The following is a 17,586-nucleotide window of genomic DNA, read 5'->3' on the forward strand; positions in this document are numbered from 1 at the left end:
CTTTGTAGCAGTTGTAAAAATTTAAGGAGGTTGTTAATTTGGCATTTAAAGACGGCAATAACCAGGAAGTCGATGAGAGACTGGCGGCGCTGATTACCAATTCCAACGCCATAAGAGCGGTTGCATCGGCGGTAGAAGGCACCATCGGGCCAAAAGGTCTTGATATAATGCTGGTTGACCGGTTTGGAGAGGTTACCATTACCAATGATGGCGTCACCATACTAAAGCAGATGGATGTGAATCATCCGGCGGCAAAAATGCTCATAAATATAGCCAGGGCCCAGCAGGAAGAAGTGGGTGACGGAACCACCACAGCCACCATTATGGCTGGAACCCTGGTATCCGAAGGAGTTAATCAGATTCTGAAAGGAGTGCCAGTGGCCAGGGTTATCGAAGGGATAAAATACGGAGTGAAACGGGCCCAGGAAATATTGGAGAGTAAAATCATACCCGTAAAGGACATAAACGATCCCGCTTTAAAGAGCGTCGCCCTTATAGCAGGAAGGGAGCACGAGGATATCGCTGAACTTGTAACCCAGGCGGCAAAACTCATAGGTGAAGAAAAACTCAAGGAAAAGAATTTCAAGTTGAAAAACACTGTTATGGCCAGGGCGGGAGCCGAAAATGAGGTCTTTATGGGCATAATAATTGATAGGGAAAAAATGAACAAACAAATGCCGGGGGAAATCAACGACGTCAGGGTCCTGTTGATAGATGACGCCCTGGAGGCGGAAGAGATAGCTCCAGAAGCCCTCAGGACGGAAGCGGGTTTTAACCGGTATCTTCAGCTGAAAGAAGAGTTCAGGAAGAATCTGCAGAAGTTAATAGACCTGGGCGTGAATTTGATACTGGTGGATAAAAACGTCAGTGACGAGGCGGAAGAAATATTGACAGATGCGGGAGTTATTGTGCTCGAAAGAGTTTCCAGGACTGACCTGGAAAAGGTTTCGGAACACACCGGCGCCCGCATTATAAAGCGGATTGGCCTTAAAAAGCCCATTGAAGATATAAAGAACTATATAGGCAGGGCTGAAAGGGTTTACGAAGATGAAAAGCTCGAGCAAATAAGGATAGTGGGCGGCAAAGGCAAACCGATGGCCACCATTCTTGTGGGAGCCGCTACCGAGGAAATCGTGGGTGAAAGGGAGCGCATCGCCAAAGATGCCGCCTCTTCGCTGCAGGCCGCCGTACGCCACGGGATGGTTCCGGGAGGCGGCTCTATAGAAATAGCCATATCCCGGGAAATGGAAAAAGAGAGAGACAAGATAAAGGGCATGGCTTCTTACGGTATAGATTGTGTTATAGCGGCACTGAAGAGACCGCTCGGCCAGATAGTATACAATTCCGGGTTTAACCCGCTGGAAAAGATAGAGGAAGTCATATATACCCAGGCCCAAAAAGACAGCTGTTCTATCGGCATAAACTGCGATAATGGGGAACTGGCCGATATGCTGGAGCTGGGGGTGCTGGACCCCGCTCTGGTTAAGCTTCATGCCATCAAAGCCGCGGGAGAGGTGGCCGAAGCCATACTGAGAATCGATACAATCATAAAAAAGCGGGATGAAGGCGCCCCTATTCAGAAGACAGGTCAGGATGCGACAGGCGGTGTAGGAGAAATGGATTTTTGAACTTTAAAGAGGTGATAGAAATTGACTGAGATGTCGGATAGGGAAGCAAATAAGGAAAAATGCCCGCAGGAGGAATGTCCGCAGGCGCCGACGGAAAAATTGAATGAAATGCCTTTAAACCATGCGGAAGGCGGCGTTCAAGCGGGCGAGAGCCAGGAACCCGAAGCTCAGACAGAAGGCGGCCTATCGGAGCAGGAACTCCAGAACAGGATACAGCAGCTGGAAAAAAATTTGGAGGATAAGCAAAAGGAGGTTGAAAAATATAAAAACCTGTGGCTGAGGGTTCAAGCCGATTTTGACAACTTCAGAAAGAGAACTCAAAGGGATATCCAGGAAATACATCTTTACGCGGGGGAGCAGTTAATTAAAGACCTTTTACCTCTTGTGGACAATTTTGAAAGGGCTCTGAACTCCATAGAAGACAAATCCAGTCCCATTTACAAGGGGATAGACCTCATATATCAGCAACTAAGGAAAATGCTGGAGAAGTATAATGTGAAGGAAATCGACGCTCAGGGCAAACCCTTTGACCCAAAATTCCATGAAGCTGTCATGATGGTCCAGAGCGATGAATACGAAAGCGAAACGGTAGTGGAGGTCCTTCAAAAAGGTTATTTATATCATTCAAAAGTGATCAGACCAAGTATGGTCAAAGTTGCAAAAAAATAGCTGAGGTGAATCTATAATGGGAAAAATTATAGGCATTGACCTTGGTACTACGAACTCTGTGGTGGCGTATATGGAAGGAGGTCAGCCTGTCGTAATACCAAATGCGGAAGGTTCGAGGCTTACTCCTTCTGCCGTAGCCTTTACAAAAGACGGTCAGCGCCTGGTAGGTCAGCTGGCAAAACGCCAGGCCATTACCAATCCTGAAAGGACTATCCTTTCTATAAAGAGGCACATGGGCACCGATTATAAAGTTCATATAGACGGCAAAGCTTACACGCCGCAGGAAATATCGGCGATGATATTGCAAAAATTAAAACAGGATGCCGAAAGTTACCTTGGTGAAAAAATAACTCAGGCGGTTATTACCGTACCCGCTTATTTTACAGACAGCCAGCGCCAGGCTACCAAAGACGCGGGCAGGATCGCCGGCCTGGAGGTGCTGAGGATCATAAACGAGCCTACCGCCGCGGCCCTTGCATACGGTCTGGATAAAGGAGAGGACCATACAATACTCGTATTTGACCTGGGCGGCGGTACCTTTGATGTATCCATTCTTGAACTGGGCGACGGCGTTTTCGAGGTCAAAGCCACCAGCGGCAATAACCGCCTGGGGGGCGACGATTTTGACCAGCGCATCATCGACTATGTTGCAGATGAATTCCAGAGAGAGCACGGCATAGATCTCAGAAAAGACCGCATGGCTCTCCAGAGACTCAAAGAAGCGGCAGAAAAGGCCAAGATTGAACTCTCAAGTATGCTTTCCACCAATATCAACCTGCCGTTTATCACAGCCGACGCCAGCGGCCCCAAGCACCTGGATATTACTCTTACAAGGGCGAAATTCGAGGAATTGACGCGCGACCTGGTGGAAGCCACCATGGGGCCCACCGAGAGAGCTTTAAAAGATGCGGGTCTTAAGCCTGGGGATATAGACAAGGTCATCCTTGTGGGAGGTTCTACAAGGATACCGGCGGTTCAGGAGGCCATCAGGAAATTTATTGGGAAAGAACCCCATAAAGGCGTTAATCCGGACGAAGTGGTGGCCATGGGTGCAGCCATTCAGGCCGGAGTTCTGGCGGGAGAAGTTCATGACGTGGTGCTGCTGGATGTAACTCCGCTGTCCCTCGGAATAGAGACGCTGGGCGGCGTATTCACCAAGATAATCGAGAGAAATACCACCATCCCCACTTCCAAGAGCCAGATCTTCACCACCGCCGCCGACGGACAGACGGCCGTGGATATCCATGTACTGCAGGGAGAAAGGCCAATGGCAGCCGACAACGTCACACTGGGGCGGTTCCAGCTTACCGGAATACCTCCGGCGCCAAGGGGAGTACCCCGCATCGAGGTAACCTTCGATATAGACGTTAACGGAATAGTCCACGTCTCGGCCAAGGATCTGGGTACCGGCAAAGAGCAGAAAATCACCATCACATCTTCTACGAACTTAAAGGAAGACGAAATTCAGAGAATGATTAAAGATGCCGAGAAATACGCCGAAGAGGATAAAAAGAGAAAGGAAAAGGTAGAGGCTAAAAACCACGCGGATTCGCTGATTTACCAGTCGGAAAAAATGCTCAATGACCTGAAAGATAAGATAAGCAACGAAGAGGCCGACAAAGTCAGGAAAGAAATAGACAACGTGAAGAAAGCACTGGAATCCGATGATGTGGAGAAAATCAAGAAAGCCACCGACGACCTTACAAAGGCTTTTTATGACATTTCTTCCAGGCTATACCAGTCCACCGGGTCAAACCCCGGTGCCGGGCCGAACTTCAGCGCCGGCGGGCCGAATCAAGGAGGGGCTGGGCCATCGGCCAACAGCGGCCGGGATGAGAAGGTAGTGGACGCCGATTATAAAGTAGTGGACGACGACAAAAAATAGGCGGCTCTTTCGGGCTGACTTAAGTGGAGTGATGCCCATTGGCCAAGAAGGATTATTACGAAATCCTGGGAGTTAGCAGGGATGCATCGGAAGAGGAGATAAAAAGAGCATACAGGAAACTGGCCCGCCAGTATCATCCCGATGTAAATAAAGACGACAAGGACGCAGCTGAAAAGTTCAAGGAAATAAACGAGGCCTACGAAGTATTGAAAGACCCTGAAAAGCGGGCGAGGTACGACCAGTTCGGCCATGCCGGAGTTGGCCAGGGCGGCTTTGAATCCGGAAATTTCGGCGACTTTGGAGATTTTGGGAACTTTGGCGGCTTTGGCGGAGATTTCTTTGAAGACATATTCGAAAACTTCTTCGGCGGCGGTTTCGGCCAGTCCAGGCGCCACGCTCCCGTCCGGGGGGCCGATGTCAGATACGACCTGGAGATTTCCCTGGAGGAAGCCGCCTTGGGGGCGGAGAAGGAAATTGAAATTCACCGGATGGAGAGGTGCGACAGATGTCAGGGCACAGGAGCAAAACCCGGGACCAGGCCGAGGACCTGTCCGGCGTGCGGAGGTAGCGGCCAGGTTAAAAATGTGCAGAATACCGCTTTTGGAAGGTTTGTAAATATAACTACATGCTCCAGGTGCAGAGGACAGGGGGTCATTATTGAAGAGCCGTGCCCTCAGTGTCATGGCAACGGCCAGGTAAGGGTCGGCAGGAAGATAAAGGTCAAAATTCCGGCCGGCGTGGATACAGGTTCCAGGCTCAGGATGAGCGGCGAAGGCGAACCCGGGGAGCGGGGAGGGCCGCCGGGAGATCTTTACGTAATCATTCGAGTAAAACCCCACAAACTTTTTACACGCCAGGGGGACGATTTGATATACGAGGCGCCCATTTCGTTTGTACAGGCGGCTCTGGGCGATGAAATTGAGGTGCCTACTCTTGAAGAAAAGGTCAAGCTAAAAATCCCGGAGGGGACACAACCGGGCACCATGTTCCGTATTAAAGGAAAAGGAATACCGCATTTGAGAGGTTACGGTCGTGGGGACCTGCACGTGAGGGTTAATGTTGTGATACCAAAGAAATTGAACGAAAAACAGAAAGAAATCCTTAGAAAATTTGCCGAGGTAAGCGGTGAAGAGTTGAAGCAGCAGCCGCGGGGGTTTTTTGACAAAATGAAAGACGCCTTTGGGGTGTAACCGGGAGGAGAAAATGAACTGGGTCGAAATTAAAGTGAAAACTTCTACCGAGGCTGTCGAAGCGGTGGCAAACATATTTTATGAAGCGGGTGTAGCCGGGGTGGTCATAGAAGACCCGAGGGATTACCTGCGCCCCCAGGACGAAAATGACTGGGATTATGTGGAAATCCCTGAGGGCCTAGATTTCGAAGAAGCCATAATAACCGGCTACCTGGTGGTAGACAGCAGCCTGGCAGAGAGAGCCCAGGAGATTCAGAGAAGGATAAGGCAGCTGCCCGATTACGGTCTCGACATAGGAAAGGGCGAAATAAAATGTACTACCGTTTCGGAATCCGACTGGGCCAACGCCTGGAAAAAATACTACAAACCAACCCATATAGGCAAAAAACTGGTAATAAAACCTTCCTGGGAAATCTATGAGCCAAAGGCGCAGGAAGTGGTGGTGGAACTGGACCCAGGTATGGCTTTCGGTACAGGTACCCACGAAACCACCATGCTATGCCTGGAACTTCTTGAAAAATATATCAGGAATCAATGTACGGTGATTGACGTGGGCTGCGGCTCCGGGATTCTTTCCATTGCGGCAGGTAAGCTGGGGGCGAGCCGGGTAATAGCCATCGACAGAGACGAGATGGCGGTAAAGGTGGCCCGGGAGAATGTGGACAGAAATAATTTGAATGCCATAGTTCGGGTGGTAAAGGGCGACAAATTGAAAGGCGTAAATACCAAAGCCGACATCATCGTGGCCAACATCATTGCGGATGTGGTGATAGAATTGAGCCGGAGCGTTCCTCTACATCTCAAGGAAGGTGGCATTTTTTTAGCTTCGGGTATAATAAAAGACAGGAAGCTTTCCGTTATTGAGGCCCTGGAAAAAAACGGCTTCGATCTGGTCGAAGAGGCGGAAAAAGGCGAATGGGTTGCGCTGGCTTCAATGCAGGCCCCCATCGGGAATTGATGGGGGTGAATTTTATGCCCAGGTTCTTTATTTCCCATGAGCCCGAATTATATGAAACGGTGATAATATCCGGAGATGACGCCCGCCATATTGTCAGGGTCCTGAGATTAAAGGAGGGGGACAGCCTCAAACTCTCCGACGGAAAAAATACAGAAATCATCGTCATAATGGAAGATGTGGATTATAAAAATCTAAAAATAAAAGCGAGAGTAATTGAGAAAAATAAGATGGAAGGCGTGAGCCCCGCCGTAACCCTATTTCAGGGGGTGCCGAAGGGAGACAGGTTTGATCTGATTGTTCAAAAGAACACCGAAATCGGTGTTTCCAGGTTTGTACCTGTCATCACTCAAAGGACCGTGGTGGAGCTGTCCGGAGAAAAACCCGCCAGGCGCCGAGAGCGATGGCAGAGAATCGCCAGAGAGGCGGCCAAGCAATGCATGCGCCTGGATATACCAGAAGTGAGCACGCCTGTGGATTTTGAAAAAAGCCTGGAAGAGATAAAATTCCACCAACTGGCCGTAGTGCCGTGGGAAGAAGAAAAATCCGCCTCCTTGAGGGAACTGTTGCAGAGTCTCGGCAAAAAAAACATATCCAAAATCGCCGTATACATCGGCCCCGAGGGAGGATTCTCTAAAGAAGAGGTTGAAAAGGCGAAAAAGGCCGGGGCTTTTACGGTGAGCCTGGGCCCGAGGATTTTGAGGACCGAGACTGCTGGCATTGTGGTATGCAGCATTTTAATGTATGCCCTTGGCGATTTGGGAGGTCTGAAATGCCGAAAGTAGCTTTTTACACCCTGGGATGTAAGGTAAATCAATACGAATCCGACGCCATGGCCGAGCTTTTTTCAAGGCGCGGCTATGAAATCGTCGATTTTGATTCTGAGGCCGATGTATATATAATAAATACCTGTGATGTGACAAACGAGAGCGCAAGGAAATCGAGACAGATCATAAGAAAAGCATCACGAAAAAACCCCCGCGCGAAAGTTGCGGTGGTGGGCTGTTACGCCCAGCTGGAACCCGATGAAATATCCCGAATACCCGGGGTGGACGTTATTGTGGGCACCAGGGACCGCCACCGAATCGTGGACCTGGTGGAGGAATCCATCAAAAAGGGCGAACGGGTCGTAGCGGTAAAAGACATCATGAATGAGCGGTCTTTTGAAGAGATTGCCTTTAAGGGCTTCAGACACAGAACCAGGGCGTTTCTCAAAATCCAGGAAGGTTGCAATATGTTCTGTTCCTATTGCATTATACCCTACGCCCGGGGCCCCGTCCGGAGCAGGCCGCTGGAAAGCATTATTGAAGAGGCCCGGAACCTTGCAAGAGAAGGTTTCAAGGAAGTGGTGTTGACCGGCATCCATCTCGGGCTTTACGGTCAGGATATGAAAGGCCGGGGCGCGCATCTCTTTGATGTGATTTCTGAAATTTCCAGAATCCATGAAATTAAAAGAATAAGACTGAGTTCCATAGAGGCCGTCGAGCTGACCGATGATTTTGTTACAGGGCTTTCTCGGATAGAAAGCTTTTGTCATCACTTTCATGTCCCCCTGCAAAGCGGCAGCGACGAAGTGCTCAAACGCATGAACAGGCGTTATACCGTCGGGCAGTTCAAAGAAAGGGTGGAATTTATCCGGCAGGTGATGCCGGACGTTTCTATAACCACCGATGTGATAGTGGGTTTTCCCGGGGAGACCGAAGAGGATTTTGCAAGGACCGTCGATTTTATAAGAGAAGTTGAGTTTTCAAGGCTTCACGTATTCCCCTTTTCCCCGCGAGAAGGGACGCCGGCGGCGCGGATGCCCCACCAGGTGACAAAAAGCGTAAAGGAGAAAAGAAGCCGCAAACTCACAGATTTGAGCCGGGAGCTTGAAAGAAAATTTCGGGAGCGTTTCCTGGGCAGGGTTATGGAAGTATTGTTTGAAGAAAAGGTCGAAGGTGATATTTATGAAGGCCTGACCGGAAATTACATCAGGGTTCTGGCGCCGTCTTCTCAAAACCTGCACAACAAATTGCTGGATGTGATTTTAAGAGAAAACCGGGAAGACTGCGTTTACGGTGATATTTTGGAAAAAAATTTACGCGAAGCAGGAAATTGAGGAAGCAATGTGGAATTTATATCTTGTTTGAAATTGATAAGAAGGAGGTGGAAGACGTGGACTGCATATTCTGCAAGATTGCCGGTCATGAAATACCGGCCGGTGTAGTTTACGAAGATGACGATGTGATAGCCTTTAAAGACATTAACCCCCAGGCGCCCATCCATCTCCTGATCGTCCCAAAAAAGCATGTGGCATCCATAATGGAAATCAATGCTGGCAATGAAGATGTTATAAGTAAAATTGTGAAAGCGGCACAAAACCTGGCCCGGCAAAATAATATAGATAGTAAGGGTTTCAGGCTGGTGGTCAATACCGGGAACGACGGAGGGCAGACCGTGAATCACCTGCATTTTCACCTCCTGGGCGGCAGGTTCATGACATGGCCTCCAGGTTGATGTTGACGCGGGAAGGGTTTAGCTTTATAATTAATTATATTTATCAGTTAACAGATAAGCGGTGCAGTAGAAAGAGCAGCGGAGGGAGGGAGTAAGTGATGGCGGAAATAAGAGTGGGGGAAAACGAAACGCTCGACAGCGCACTAAGAAGATTCAAGCGTCAGTGCCAGAGAGCCGGAGTTCTTTCGGAAGTCAGAAAAAGAGAACACTATGAAAAGCCAAGTGTGCGCAGGAAGAAAAAGTCTGAAGCAGCCCGACGGAGAAAATATCGTTGATGCCGAGGAGAGATTGATGTGTCTCTGAAAGATGTGTTAAACCGGGATATGAAAATAGCGCTCAAAGAAGGTCAGAAGGAAAGGCTTTCGGTGATCCGAATGGCCAAATCCGCTATTTTGTACGCCGAAAAAGAGAGAATGCATGAATTGGATGACGGAGAAATCATAGAAGTCTTGTCCAGAGAAGTAAAAAAGCGCAAGGATGATATGGCCGAATACGAACGGCTTGGGAAAAAAGACGTCGCTGAAAGTTTGGCTCGAGAGATTGACATTTTGTTGAGTTACCTCCCTCAGCAATTAACCGATGACGAAGTGGAAGAGATTGTTCGTCAGACCATTTTTGAAATCGGCGCGAACAGTTTAAAGGATATGGGCAAGGTCATGAACGCCGTCATGCCAAAGGTTAAAGGCAGAGCTGATGGCAGGGTGGTAAATACAATCGTTAAAAAGCTGCTTCAATAAAAACAAAAGAGCTTGGTGTCTTTTTGATGCCAAGCTTTATTATTAGGTGGGGACAAGGGTATGAAACCGAAAAGCATTTTTTTCCTGGCAGTGTTATTTTTTCTCATCGCCGGTGTTTATGTACCGGCCGTGGAAAATCAAAGCGATGCCGTGTATGTGATCCCCGTTAAAGGCGTGATAGACAGAGGCCTTGCAAAATTCGTCGAAAGGGGGATAGTGGAAGCACGAAGGGCAGAGGCCAGAGCCGTCATCTTTGAGATCGACACACCGGGAGGTGAAATTTACTCAGCCCGGCAAATAAGCGACGCCATATTGAATTCTCAGCTTCGCACCGTAAGCTTCATTAACGATGAAGCCACTTCCGCGGGGGTACTGGTGGCCATTTCGGCGAAAACCGTCGTCGTCGCCCCCGGGGCCACCATTGGCGCCGCGGAACCCAGGCCAAAGGAAGAAAAATATGTTTCGTACTGGACATCCATATTAAGAAATGTGGCGGAAAGAAATGGAAGAAACGGGGAAATAGTGGCCGCCATGGCCGATTCCGATACAGTTATAGAAGGCCTGAAGGAAAAAGGCAAGATACTTTCTCTAACCGCCCGTCAGGCGCTGGAATGGGGCCTCGCCGATAAAATGGCGCGGGACAGGGCCGAACTGCTCGCTTTGGAGGAGTTAAGGGGTGCCAGGGTTATTGAACCGAAGCCCACCCTGGCGGAAACGATAGCCCAGCTGGCCACCAACCCTTTCGTTTCCCCCGTGCTTCTCACCGTGGGCATCGTCGGCGCCGTCACGGAAGTTTTAACCCCGGGCTTTGGATTCCCCGGAGTCATAGGGCTCATCGCCTTCAGCCTGTTTTTCGGCGGGAACCTGCTGGCCGGAGCCGCGCAATACTGGGTCCCGGGTCTCTTCGTGCTGGGGATACTGCTGCTGGCAATCGAGACGTTTGTGCCGGGGTTCGGGGTTTTTGGGCTGGCGGGGATTATTTGTATAGCCGGCAGCATTATCATTGCTTTTCCCGATCCAGGGCAGGCGCTCGTTTCCCTTATTATTGCCGTCATAGCCAGCGGCTTTATTATGTATTTCGTGGCCAGATACCTCGTTAAAACGCCGGCCTTCGACAGACTCATTCTTGGTACGAAGCAGGATAAAAGCCAGGGGTATGTGGCGTCTCATGAAGATCTTTCGATATACCAGGGGAAAAAAGGTACTGCGCTCACACCGCTTCGCCCGGCTGGGGCTGTGGACTTTGACGGCAGGAGGCTGGATGTGGTAACAGAAGGTGAGTTTATCCCCGCGGGTTCCCCTGTGGTCGCCGTTAAGGTGGAGGGGAGCAAAATTACTGTAAGGTTACTTGGAAAGGAGAATAAATGATGGGAGCGTTGGTTGGATTATTGCTGATTTTGGTACTCATATTTATTGCCCTGGCGGTTATTTTGAGTTTTGTGCCACTGGGCCTGTGGATTTCGGCCCTGGCCGCCGGAGTAAGGATAGGTATTTTTAATTTAATCGGCATGAGGCTCAGAAGGGTGCCGCCAGCTAAAATTGTTAACCCCCTTATAAAGGCGGTAAAAGCCGGGCTGGATGTGGGGGTAAATAAGCTGGAAGCTCATTTCCTGGCGGGCGGCAATGTTGACAGGGTGGTCAACGCCCTTATTGCCGCCCAGAGGGCGGAAATTCCCCTCACCTTTGAAAGGGCGGCGGCCATAGACCTTGCCGGGCGGAATGTGCTCGAAGCCGTCCAGATGAGCGTAAACCCGAAAGTGATAGAAACTCCGGTGGTGGCTGCGGTGGCCAAAGACGGCATAGAGGTAAAAGCCAAGGCCAGGGTAACGGTGAGGGCCAATATCGACAGGCTGGTAGGTGGAGCCGGCGAAGAGACCATCATTGCCAGGGTCGGCGAGGGTATTGTGACAACGGTGGGATCCGCCGAAAGCCACAAAGCCGTGCTGGAAAACCCCGATTCCATCTCCCGCACTGTGCTCAACAAAGGCCTGGATTCCGGCACCGCATTTGAAATTCTTTCCATTGACATAGCCGATGTGGATGTGGGAAGAAATATCGGCGCCCAGCTGCAGATGGACCAGGCCGAAGCCGACAAGCGTATCGCCCAGGCGAAGGCCGAGGAGAGAAGGGCCATGGCGGTGGCCAAGGAACAAGAAATGAAAGCCATGGTCCAGGAGATGAGGGCGAAGGTGGTGGAGGCGGAGGCCGAAGTGCCCAAGGCCATGGCCGAGGCCCTTAGGCAGGGCAAGCTGGGAGTGATGGACTACTACAACATGAAAAACATCATGGCTGATACTCAGATGAGGGACGCAATTTCAAGACTCGGCTCCAAGGATGAGCCCGGTCAGCAAGAAAAGAGCAGGTGACTGACATGAATTTTGACACCCTCCTTATGCTGTTTATTTTATTCATCCTGGGGCCCGTAGCGAAAGGTTTACTGGAGGCCCGTAAATCCCGAAGACAGTGGGAAGAAAGAAAAAGGCAGGTGCCGGATCTGACTGAACCGCCGGCTTTTAAAGGGATGGAACATGCACCCCGGCCGCTGAAATCCGAATTTCGCAAGAGCCGTGCGGGCAATGCCGGCAGGCCGGAAAACTTCACCTCTGACGGCATGCCCGCGCCTGCCGGAATAATTGAAAAGTCCCCGGAAGACATGCCGCCGGACGTCGCTCTGCAGGAGCAGGGGGTTTATGGAGAGGGGGGAGCTTTTGGGCTGAAGGACGGCGAAATTTTGCGGAAAGAAACCTTTACGCCGGAGTGTTTTTTAAAAAAGGAGAATTTGCTTTTGGGTTTTGCTTTAATGGAGATCCTTGGGCCTCCCAGAGCCGTATCAATGGCAAGGTCTTTAGGGGAAAAAAATTAAGCCCGCTCTGTCGGGCTTTTTTATTTTGTAATTAAAAGGTTTTGGGTGGAATAAATTTTTTAGAGAGATATTTTTAATTGCTTGTAGAAGGTGTTTATTATGGGTGACAACTTAAAGCGCAGGATTTCGGACGCCCTGGATCTGCCTAAAGATATAGTCCTGGACCTTCCCCGGATTGTGGTGACCGGCCGAATTGCCGTTTTTATAGAAAACCACAGGGGGATAGTGGAATACAATTCGGAGAACGTGCGTATCAATACCGCTGTAGGTGTGCTGGGTGTAAAGGGCGATGACCTGATTATAAAGTCCATAGTGGCGGACGAAATCACCGTGGAGGGGCGGTTAAAGGCCATAGAATTTGAGGATTGACGGAGGGAACAGGGGTGCTGCTAATTAGACTCTGGAATTATCTTCAGGGATATGTTATTATAAAAATAACGGGAGAATACGGCGAACGGCTTCTGAACCAGGCGGCTTTAAAAGGCCTTTACCTCTGGGATGTCAGGAGAGAGGGAAGGGAAGCCTTGACGGCCAAAATAAGCGTAAAGGGCTTTTTCTCCCTTTACCCTCTGGCGAGAAAAACCCGTTGCCGAATTTTTATTTTGCGGCGGGTCGGCCTTTTCTTTTTGACGTATAGATTGAAAAAGAGAAAAATGCTCTTGGCGGGTGCGATACTGTTCGTGGCGGCGGTTTATCTCCTGTCGTGCTTCGTCTGGAGTGTGGAAATAGATACGAGCGATGACGAGCTCAAAGGGGCCGTAAAAAAAGACCTGGAACGGTGGGGCTTGAAGGAAGGCGTTTTTAAATACACTATCGATAGAAAGAACTATACAGACATGATTCTCGCCAAATACAGAGAAGTGGCATGGGCACAGATACATGTCAGGGGTTCCAGGGTTGTTGTAGAACTGGTAAGAAAAGAACTCCCCCCGGAACTTGAAGAAAATATTCCTTGTGATATAATAGCTTCAAAAGACGGCATAATTGAAGAGATAATTGCGCTGAGAGGTGAACCCCTTGTAAAGCCTGGGGATACGGTGAGTGCGGGAGATGTCTTGATTACCGGAAGAGTGGCCATTAACCCCGGGCAGGTCCGGGGGGAGGAGGACGGTGAGACAGGCACCCTGCTGGTTCATGCCAGGGGCATTGTAAAGGCCAGGGTGTGGTACCAGAAGGTTGTAAGAATCCCCCTGGTGAAGATAGAAAATAAGTATACCGGCAATGTAAAAAAAGCTTTCAAGCTTCAGATAGGAGAGCGCGTATTGAGTTTTCAATGGGGAGATGTGGGATTTTCCCTGTACGAATCCGAGATTTCGGGCCAAAGGCTTCTGCTTCCGAGATTTCTCGGGGATGTGAGGCTTATTACCGTCATTTACAGGGAAGTGGAAAAGAAAAAAGAATTTCTGGGAGTGGAGGGTGCGGTAGAGGAAGCCGAAAGAGAGCTCTTAAAACAGCTCGGCACCCTTCCGGATGGCGTTAATGTTACACAAAAAAAGATGGACTTCACAGTAGATGCCGATAAAAAAGCCGTTATAGGCTCTATGACATTAGAAGTGATTGAAGACATAGGCAAAGAAAGACAAATCAATTGACAGGGAGGAAAAAAATTGGGAGAGAACCTGGCAGAGGCAAAAGTGACTGTTGATAACATCAACAGCCTTGCCTTTTTGTTTGGAAACCGGGATGAAAACGTAAGGTTTATAGAGGAAGAATTCAATGTCAGAGTTCTGACCCGCGGCGGCGATATTACCATACTGGGTGACAGAGAAAATGTGGAATCGGTGAGAAGGCTTTTCAACCGGTTGATAGAGGTTTTAAAAGGAGGAAATCAATTGACCTCGTCGGAAGTAAAGTACTTTGTGCGGCTGACAAAAGACGGGCAGGAAGAAAAGATCACCGATTTATATGATGATGTTATATGCTTTACTCACAGGGGCAAACCCATAAAACCCAAAACCATCGGGCAGAAACTATATATCCAGGCCATAAAGCAAAACGACATCGTATTCGGTATCGGCCCCGCCGGGACGGGTAAGACTTACCTTGCTATGGCCATGGCGGTGACGGCTTTTAAGGAAAAGGAGGTCAGCCGCATAATACTCACAAGGCCTGCGGTGGAGGCCGGAGAAAAGCTTGGCTTTTTGCCCGGTGACCTGCAGGATAAGGTGGATCCGTATCTTCGGCCGTTATACGACGCTCTTTACGACATTCTGGGCATAGAGTCCTTCCAGCGCTTCATGGAAAGGGGCCTGATAGAAGTGGCGCCTCTGGCCTATATGAGGGGCAGAACTCTGGACGATTCCTTTATTATCCTTGATGAAGCCCAGAACACCACTTCCGAACAGATGAAGATGTTCCTGACACGGCTGGGTTTTGGGTCGAAAGCGGTTGTAACGGGAGACCTTACCCAGATAGACCTTCCCAAAGGGGTTTATTCCGGGCTGGAAGAGGTCAGGGAAATATTGAGGGAAGTGAAGGGAGTAAAGTTTATTTATCTGAATGACAGAGACGTGGTGCGCCATGAAGTGGTTCAGAGGATAATAAAAGCCTATGAGAAATTTGAAGAGAGTCGCTCTTCAAAATAGGGAGTGGTTCTGTGGCTCTAAACAGAAGCTTCCAGCTGCAAAAATTCAAATTGCTGCACAACAGCACGGTCCAGAGGGTGGCTCTGGGGCTTTTTTTCTTTTTTGCGCTGACGATCCTGATTTTTGCAAGTTCTATTCCACAAAAATACAACATAAAAGTGGGAGATGTGGCACAGGAGAACATTGTGGCGAGAAAAGACGCCATAAACACTATAGCCACCCGGAAGCTGCAGCAGGCAGCAGCCGACGCCGTGCCCAAAAAATATACCCTTGACCATAATATAACGCTGGAAGTAAAAAGCGATATAACCCACATCTTTCAAACCATCAGAGAAGTGCGGTCGAGAGATTACCTTGACGATAGGGAAAAGGTGGAAACCTTAAAGAAACTGATATCAAAGGATCTGTCCGAAGAGACCTATCTTTCCGCCATAAAGATGGATGATACGGGCCTTAGGGAATTGGAAACCATTACAAAAGCCGTTATGGAAAAAATTATGGAAGACGGGGTCAAAGAAGACGCCATAGACAGGGCGAAAACCTATATAATCGAAGAATTTAAAAGCATAAAGATTCCGCAGGAAATGAAAAACATCGGGGAGGATATTGCCTTTTCGGTTATTAGATATAATATGGTTTACGACCGTGAAGCCACCGAACGGCAGCAGCAGGAAGCCATGAATGCGGTGGAACCCGTCAAAATAACCAAAAATCAAATATTGATAGAAAAAGGGACCACCATCACCAGTGAGCACATGGAGCTGTTAAAAGAACTGGGGCTGCTGGCCCAAGACAGGGTGTCCAATTTTAGTTTTATGCTTGGGACCATGCTCCTGGTTGGAATCCTGGAGGGGATTCTCTTTTTTTCAATATATTTTTACCACAGGAAACTGGCCTTCAATAATATGTACCTGTCCCTGATGGCTTTGATCATCCTGGCAACACTTGTCATTTCTCTTGGTGTAAAAACCATCTCAAATTACATGATCCCGCTGGCCGCCGGCAGCATGCTGATTTCCATTTTGATAAGCCCTTCCGTGGCTTTAATTTCAAGTTTTGTAATGGACATTGTTATCGGGGTCATGCTCGGCAACGACTTCACCCATTCCCTGGTGGCCTTTTTAGGAGCCGTAACGGGTGTGTTTTGCACCGTTAAAGTCGCCCAGAGATCCGACCTGACCAAAGCCGGCGGAATAATAAGCGCCGTTAATTTCGTGCTGATATTCGCACTGGGGCTTTTGAACAACAATTCGCTTTGGGATACAATGAGGCAGATTCCATGGGGTATAATCAACGGGATTTTGTCCTCTGTACTGGCCATCGGTACACTGCCCTTTTTGGAAAGCGTTTTTGGAATTACCACCTCCATAAAATTATTGGAGCTTTCGAATCCGAACCAGCCCCTTTTAAGGAAGCTCATGATCGACGCTCCGGGCACCTATCATCACTCCATAATCGTCGGCAATCTGGCGCAGGCCGCCGCCGAAGCGGTGGGCGCCGATCCTTTGCTAGCCCGGGTGGGCGCCAATTACCATGATATAGGAAAGCTGAAACGGCCTTACTTTTTCATAGAAAACCAGCTGACTGCAGACAACCCCCATGACAAATTAAATCCATCATTGAGTTCCCTTATAATTACTTCCCACGTAAAAGACGGGGTGGAGATTGCCAGGGAGTACCGCCTGCCTTTGAGCATACAGGATTTCATAGCCCAGCACCACGGGACAACCCTGTTATCGTATTTTTATAAAAAGGCCGGTGAAAATTCCGGCGAAAACAGGCTCGACGAGGACGGCTTCAGGTATGACGGGCCCAAACCCCAGACCAGGGAGGTGGCCATCGTCATGCTGGCCGATTCCGTAGAGGCGGCGGTCAGGTCCATGTCAAGGCCGACGCCCGGCAAGATCGATGGCCTCATACGCCAGATCATTAAAGACAAGCTGGCAGACGGCCAGCTGGATGAAAGCGATTTGACTCTGAAGGACCTGGACCGGATAGCAGCAGCCTTTTCCAGGGTGCTGACGGGAATATTTCATACCCGCATTGAATACCCGGACAAGTTAAAAGAACTGGAAAGAAGGGGAACAAAAGATGCCTGACATACTCATAAGCAATTTGCAGGATAAAATCGATGTGGGCGGGAGCACGGAAAAGCTCCTCAGGGAGGTTGTGGCATTTGCGCTTGCCGGGGAAAACGCTCCCGAAGACGTCGAAGTGAGTCTCGCTCTTGTGGATGATGAGTATATACAACAACTGAATAAAACTTACCGGTCAAAGGATGCCCCGACGGATGTGCTTTCCTTTGCCATGGGAGAAAAAGTTGCGGGAGAAGAATTTGACGGGGTACCGGAAGCGGAGAGGCTTCTGGGCGATATTGTCATTTCCGTGGAGCGGGCCAAAAGGCAGGCGGAGGAATTTGGCCATTCTTTCGAAAGGGAGTTGGCCTATCTAGCGGTGCACGGAACCCTTCACCTTTTGGGGTACGACCATGAAATCGAAGAAGAAAAACGAATCATGAGGCAGAAGGAAGAACAGATTTTAAAGGCTTTTGACCTTACAAGAGGAGAATTTTAAA

Annotated in this window: 18 protein-coding genes; all 18 read left to right on the forward strand. The window is 49.3% G+C overall.

Going from position 1 to position 17,586, the window contains the following annotated elements; translation table 11 throughout:
• Positions 1-38: 38 nt before the first annotated feature.
• The 18 genes from ACKX14_RS01935 (at position 39) to ybeY (ending at position 17,585) form a co-directional block, all read left to right on the forward strand.
• Entirely contained in the window at positions 39-1,628 is a 1,590-nt protein-coding gene (locus tag ACKX14_RS01935) for a TCP-1/cpn60 chaperonin family protein (RefSeq protein ID WP_422444118.1), read from the forward strand.
• Positions 1,629-1,658: 30 nt separating this feature from the next.
• Positions 1,659-2,297 carry a nucleotide exchange factor GrpE gene (gene grpE / locus ACKX14_RS01940; RefSeq protein WP_422444391.1) on the forward strand — a complete coding sequence of 213 codons (639 nt, stop codon included), beginning with the start codon at positions 1,659-1,661 and terminating at the stop codon, positions 2,295-2,297.
• Between the two features lie 16 nt (positions 2,298-2,313).
• Positions 2,314-4,182 carry a molecular chaperone DnaK gene (gene dnaK, locus ACKX14_RS01945; RefSeq protein WP_422444120.1) on the forward strand — a complete coding sequence of 623 codons (1,869 nt, stop codon included), beginning with the start codon at positions 2,314-2,316 and terminating at the stop codon, positions 4,180-4,182.
• Positions 4,183-4,220: 38 nt separating this feature from the next.
• Positions 4,221-5,372 (forward strand): molecular chaperone DnaJ, encoded by a 1,152-nt coding sequence (gene dnaJ, locus ACKX14_RS01950; protein WP_422444122.1) that lies wholly within the window; start codon positions 4,221-4,223, stop codon positions 5,370-5,372.
• Between the two features lie 13 nt (positions 5,373-5,385).
• Entirely contained in the window at positions 5,386-6,330 is a 945-nt protein-coding gene (prmA, locus tag ACKX14_RS01955) for a 50S ribosomal protein L11 methyltransferase (RefSeq protein ID WP_422444124.1), read from the forward strand.
• 14 nt (positions 6,331-6,344) lie between these two features.
• Entirely contained in the window at positions 6,345-7,112 is a 768-nt protein-coding gene (locus ACKX14_RS01960; protein ID WP_422444126.1) for a 16S rRNA (uracil(1498)-N(3))-methyltransferase, read from the forward strand.
• A complete protein-coding gene (mtaB, locus tag ACKX14_RS01965) occupies positions 7,100-8,428 on the forward strand; it encodes a tRNA (N(6)-L-threonylcarbamoyladenosine(37)-C(2))-methylthiotransferase MtaB (RefSeq protein ID WP_422444128.1) in 1,329 nt (442 codons plus the stop codon). The genes ACKX14_RS01960 and mtaB overlap by 13 nt, the downstream gene beginning before the upstream one ends.
• 56 nt (positions 8,429-8,484) lie before the next feature.
• Positions 8,485-8,826, forward strand: a complete 342-nt coding sequence (locus ACKX14_RS01970; RefSeq protein ID WP_422444130.1) for a histidine triad nucleotide-binding protein — start codon at positions 8,485-8,487, stop codon at positions 8,824-8,826.
• Positions 8,827-8,924: 98 nt separating this feature from the next.
• A complete protein-coding gene (gene rpsU, locus ACKX14_RS01975) occupies positions 8,925-9,101 on the forward strand; it encodes a 30S ribosomal protein S21 (RefSeq protein WP_422444132.1) in 177 nt (58 codons plus the stop codon).
• Between the two features lie 18 nt (positions 9,102-9,119).
• Positions 9,120-9,563: a GatB/YqeY domain-containing protein gene (locus ACKX14_RS01980; protein WP_422444134.1), complete on the forward strand. Its 444-nt coding sequence runs from the start codon at positions 9,120-9,122 to the stop codon at positions 9,561-9,563.
• 60 nt (positions 9,564-9,623) lie between these two features.
• Positions 9,624-10,931, forward strand: coding sequence for an NfeD family protein (locus ACKX14_RS01985; protein ID WP_422444136.1), 1,308 nt, complete (start codon positions 9,624-9,626; stop codon positions 10,929-10,931).
• Positions 10,931-11,929, forward strand: a complete 999-nt coding sequence (gene floA / locus ACKX14_RS01990) for a flotillin-like protein FloA (RefSeq protein WP_422444138.1) — start codon at positions 10,931-10,933, stop codon at positions 11,927-11,929. The genes ACKX14_RS01985 and floA overlap by 1 nt, the downstream gene beginning before the upstream one ends.
• A gap of 5 nt (positions 11,930-11,934) precedes the next feature.
• Positions 11,935-12,426 carry a hypothetical protein gene (locus ACKX14_RS01995; protein WP_422444140.1) on the forward strand — a complete coding sequence of 164 codons (492 nt, stop codon included), beginning with the start codon at positions 11,935-11,937 and terminating at the stop codon, positions 12,424-12,426.
• Between the two features lie 99 nt (positions 12,427-12,525).
• The gene (gene yqfC, locus ACKX14_RS02000) at positions 12,526-12,795 is read left to right on the forward strand and encodes a sporulation protein YqfC (protein ID WP_422444142.1); all 270 of its coding nucleotides are present in this window, start codon (positions 12,526-12,528) and stop codon (positions 12,793-12,795) included.
• Between the two features lie 14 nt (positions 12,796-12,809).
• A complete protein-coding gene (gene yqfD, locus ACKX14_RS02005) occupies positions 12,810-14,018 on the forward strand; it encodes a sporulation protein YqfD (RefSeq protein ID WP_422444144.1) in 1,209 nt (402 codons plus the stop codon).
• 15 nt (positions 14,019-14,033) lie between these two features.
• Positions 14,034-15,011 carry a PhoH family protein gene (locus ACKX14_RS02010; RefSeq protein WP_422444146.1) on the forward strand — a complete coding sequence of 326 codons (978 nt, stop codon included), beginning with the start codon at positions 14,034-14,036 and terminating at the stop codon, positions 15,009-15,011.
• Between the two features lie 11 nt (positions 15,012-15,022).
• Positions 15,023-17,110 (forward strand): HD family phosphohydrolase, encoded by a 2,088-nt coding sequence (locus ACKX14_RS02015; protein WP_422444148.1) that lies wholly within the window; start codon positions 15,023-15,025, stop codon positions 17,108-17,110.
• Positions 17,103-17,585 (forward strand): rRNA maturation RNase YbeY, encoded by a 483-nt coding sequence (gene ybeY, locus ACKX14_RS02020; RefSeq protein ID WP_422444150.1) that lies wholly within the window; start codon positions 17,103-17,105, stop codon positions 17,583-17,585. Before ACKX14_RS02015 ends, ybeY begins: the two co-directional genes overlap by 8 nt.
• Position 17,586 lies beyond the last annotated feature (1 nt).

This window comes from Thermorhabdus hydrogeniformans (assembly GCF_049310025.1).
GTDB lineage: Bacteria > Bacillota > Thermosediminibacteria > Thermosediminibacterales > Tepidanaerobacteraceae > JBJYKD01.